The 3665-nt window shown below is 39.0% G+C and carries 2 protein-coding genes; both read left to right on the top strand.

The annotated features are described in order from the left end of the window. Positions 1-1280 precede the first annotated feature (1280 nt). Complete coding sequence (locus FN831_RS27495; RefSeq protein ID WP_142531418.1) at positions 1281-2279, top strand: AAA family ATPase; 999 nt, start codon at positions 1281-1283, stop codon at positions 2277-2279. 2 nt (positions 2280-2281) lie between these two features. After that, entirely contained in the window at positions 2282-3616 is a 1335-nt protein-coding gene (locus FN831_RS27490; RefSeq protein ID WP_142531417.1) for a S8 family serine peptidase, read from the top strand. The last annotated feature ends 49 nt before the right edge of the window (positions 3617-3665 follow it).

Here is a 3665-nt window from a genome sequence, read left to right as displayed (position 1 = left end):
GGTCACTTTACACCGAAATGAGGGGGTCAATTTAGAGCGGAATGAAGCGTCAGTTTAATTGCGGAATGAAGAGGTCAGTTTTGGCGAAACTCCCACTTTATGCAATATCCATAAATTTAATGGAGATTTAAAATTTTGGTAAAAAGCAGCTTTTCCTAATGGAGCGATTACAATTTACTGTTGAGAAACTTATAATATTAAATTATGGAAGAAACCCGAGAGATACAGTAGATCCACGTCTTCTTACAATGCACCAGTTATTTGATGGTCATTTTTGAGATACTCATCTTCGTTTATGCACAGACCTCAATTTCGCGACTTTTTTCATTTATAGTGGATAAGCTCAAGCTGATCCAATTTACCAGAATCTCCTTTACAGTAAATTCGCAAACCTTACATTGATATTTCTAATCAGTATCTGTACGTTGGCGAAAAAGCAGGTCGATCTGGATTCTAAAAAGTAAATCCTGCTTCCTTTGAGCGTCTGCACTTACTATTTGGTAGCCTTTGGTGCTGGAACAGGTCTGTAAGCTGTTCATGCCCGGCTGGGAATGAACAGTCATTAAAAGTAATTTGTGATTGTATTAAAAACTCATTAATATAATTTCAGAAAAAATTGTAGAAGTTCAATCTCTTATTCCAGATAAATAGAGTAGAAGATAATAGAATCTTCTACTCTATAAGCTAGTCAAATTTTTCTGTTAAACTTGACGATTTTCTCTAAAAAATTAATATTCATGTTCAGGTCTGGGTATTATAAGCAATAGTCTTTTTAATCTGACTTTACCATCTCGGTTTAGACCCATAGCTCCCGCCATTTATTTCCTGCGTCTTCGAGCTTGTTAAATGTTGCTTCTGAACCGATGATTTTTATGGATGTTCAAGCGGAAAAAATATATGCTACTGATTGTGAAGAGGCATTGAAATGAAAAGGACTACTGAAAGGAGAGTTTTAAATGTGGCCCTACCCAAGTACTCTGATTTTATAAAGATGACTGTCGTATTGACCTTAGCCTAGGGAGATGAAAAGACAGCACCTTATCCTTCCCAAAACAACGGGCTCGAGTTCGCAGGAAGAAACACCGAAGAACGTGTTCCATGGGGCAGGAATTTCAAATAAGCTTTATCAGAATACTAATTCAATCATGAGCCGAAATTTTAGCGAGTAGTAACTTTTATGCGAGTTTCAAATCAAAATGATAAATTGTGAGTGTTACTTTCAATAAATCAATTCTTTGACTATATTGTTGATATATTTGTAAATTACATTATACAAACTCATGAATCAAGATCTTCTATTAAGGCTGTTTCGGTCGATTGACGGTGAACAAACTGATGACATTGTGATGGTGGCAGAGGGGATTATTGAAGATGAAAGGAAAAAAGGCCACAATAAACTTGCTGATCGTTTGAGCGGCATATTATCCAAAAATGTGAAGAGGGCTCATTCCCTTAAAGGAGAACTAAGGAATATTTTTGGGGCATCATCACTGATTCCTACAGATAAACGAAGTAATATTCCATTGGCGATTGAGGTTCCTAGAGATCATCTGCGTCACGAAATGATCCTTTCCGAAGAGACGGAGGAAAAAATTGAACGCATTGAGAAGGAGTTTCTTGCGCGCGAAAGACTCTCTCATTTTGGCCTAAAGCCAAAACGACGTATTTTACTGCATGGTTATCCTGGTTGCGGCAAAAGCATGAGTGCCGAAAGAATTGCGTGGAATATTGGCCTGCCATTTCTTAAGGTGAAATTTGATGCTGTAGTATCCTCTTATCTTGGAGAATCTGCATCTAATTTGACTAAGCTTTTTGAGGCAATTAAAAACTTTCCGTGTGTACTTCTACTGGACGAGTTTGATTTTATAGCGCAATCCCGTGAAAATAAGCAGGACGTTGGAGAGATGCATAGGGTGGTAAACATTTTGTTAAACGTACTTGAAGATTTTGATGGCCCTGGACTTATTATCGCTACTACAAATTTGGAAGGTGCAATCGATAAAGCGTTATTTAGAAGGTTCGACGATATCATCGAGTTGAACAAGCCTGCTAAGACTGAAATATCGAAAATTTTAAAGTCTACATTAGCCAGTATGAAAGTGGATAAAGAGGTGAACTTAAGTCAATTTTCAGATAAATTGAAGGGATTCTCTGCGGCGTTATGTGTCAAAGTTGCTATGGATGCTGCAAAGCTTGCGGTAATTCAAGGGGATGGAACCATCACAAATAGTTTTTTTGAACGTTCACTTCAAGAAAACCAGCGCTATAATAAGGAATAAAAATGTCTGAATTTCCGCATCTCACACTCAAACAGAAACTCCAAGGTTCCTATCAGTTTAAAGGCGTTCCAATCGACAAGGTTGTTCAGGATCAAACCCAGGCTAACTTAAGTAACCGTGATGCGCATGGCAACAAACTCTCAGGTTCCGCATCAAGTGTTAAAGAAGAACACGAGAGTTACCTACGGGAAAGAGAAAAAGCTGGGCTGCCCGATATCTACTCTAAAGAGATTTTCCCATTACTGTTACAAATAGATCCTCTTGATTTTGATGTAGAATCGCTAAAAAGCTTCGGTATTGAGATTATTTCCGAAGAAGAAAACGGGTTTATTATCGGTTCGAACAGTGACAATTTTAAAGCTTTAAGTGAAAAAATAGCTGTCTTTATTGCGCAGGAAACCGTTTCCAAAAATCAGGCAGCAAAATTATGGCAGATTGTTGGAGGAGAGCAATGGCGTGTGGAACATATATTGTCAGATGGCCTTAAAGCAAAGTATATAGCAGGAATTGCTGACCAGGAAGTACTTACGCTTGATGTTTCAGTAGCTTGCTATGTCAAGTTTGATGAACGTCCTATCCAGGTAGCTGAAGAAGAAGATGAACACTATGAAAATTATGTGAAGGAATGGAAACTCAAAAATCCAGAGCCTACAGATAAAAAAATGCGTAAACAGACTCGTAGAGAGCCTGACGAGAAATATACCAAACGACTTGAAGACTGGAAAGAAAAAACAAGAATAAATCACGAGCTAAAGGATAAACTAATGATGGAGCGGCAGGACCAGCTGTACGACTTTATCGAAAATGCCTATCAGGGCGAAATTTTAAGCAGCTTTGTTGAGCTTAATGATAGTTTTGGCTTTCGAGCGAGTATGACTGGACAAGCGTTTAAAGATTTTTTAAGGGCCTATCCCTATGTATTTGAGATAAGTGACAGCGAAGTTGTCCAAATGGAAAAAGGGCATGACGAGGAAAATATCGAGTTCGATCATATTGAGATTTCAGCGCCAGGTCCAGATTCGCCAGTAGTTTGCATCATTGATAGTGGTTTGCAGGAAAAGCATATCCTTCTTGAACCCGCAATCTTGGATGGCTTGTCGATTAACTACGTAGAAACCGAGCAGACAACCAGCGACTTAGTCGCAAAAGGAGGGCATGGAACGAAGGTTGCAGGGGCAGTACTTTATGGAGAGGAAATTCCTGATTCAGGATCCCACGCTACATCAATTTTTCTGGCAAATGCTCGCGTATTGAACAAGGACAATCTCCTGCCAAAGAAACTGTACCCAGCTGGGAGTTTCGCCAAAACTGACCTCTTCATTCCGCAATTAAACTGACGCTTCATTCCGCTCTAAATTGACCCCCTCATTTCGGTGTAAAGTGACC

Source organism: Pedobacter westerhofensis (assembly GCF_900182595.1).
Classification (GTDB): domain Bacteria; phylum Bacteroidota; class Bacteroidia; order Sphingobacteriales; family Sphingobacteriaceae; genus Pedobacter; species Pedobacter westerhofensis.
The sequence above is the reverse complement of the archived record's forward strand: the minus strand, read 5'-3'. Positions and strand labels throughout refer to the sequence as shown.

Coding starts and splice junctions, on each gene's coding strand:
- FN831_RS27490 (WP_142531417.1), top strand. CDS start 2,282: ATGTCTGAATTTCCGCATCTCACACTCAAACAGAAACTCCAAGGTTCC.
- FN831_RS27495 (WP_142531418.1), top strand. CDS start 1,281: ATGAATCAAGATCTTCTATTAAGGCTGTTTCGGTCGATTGACGGTGAA.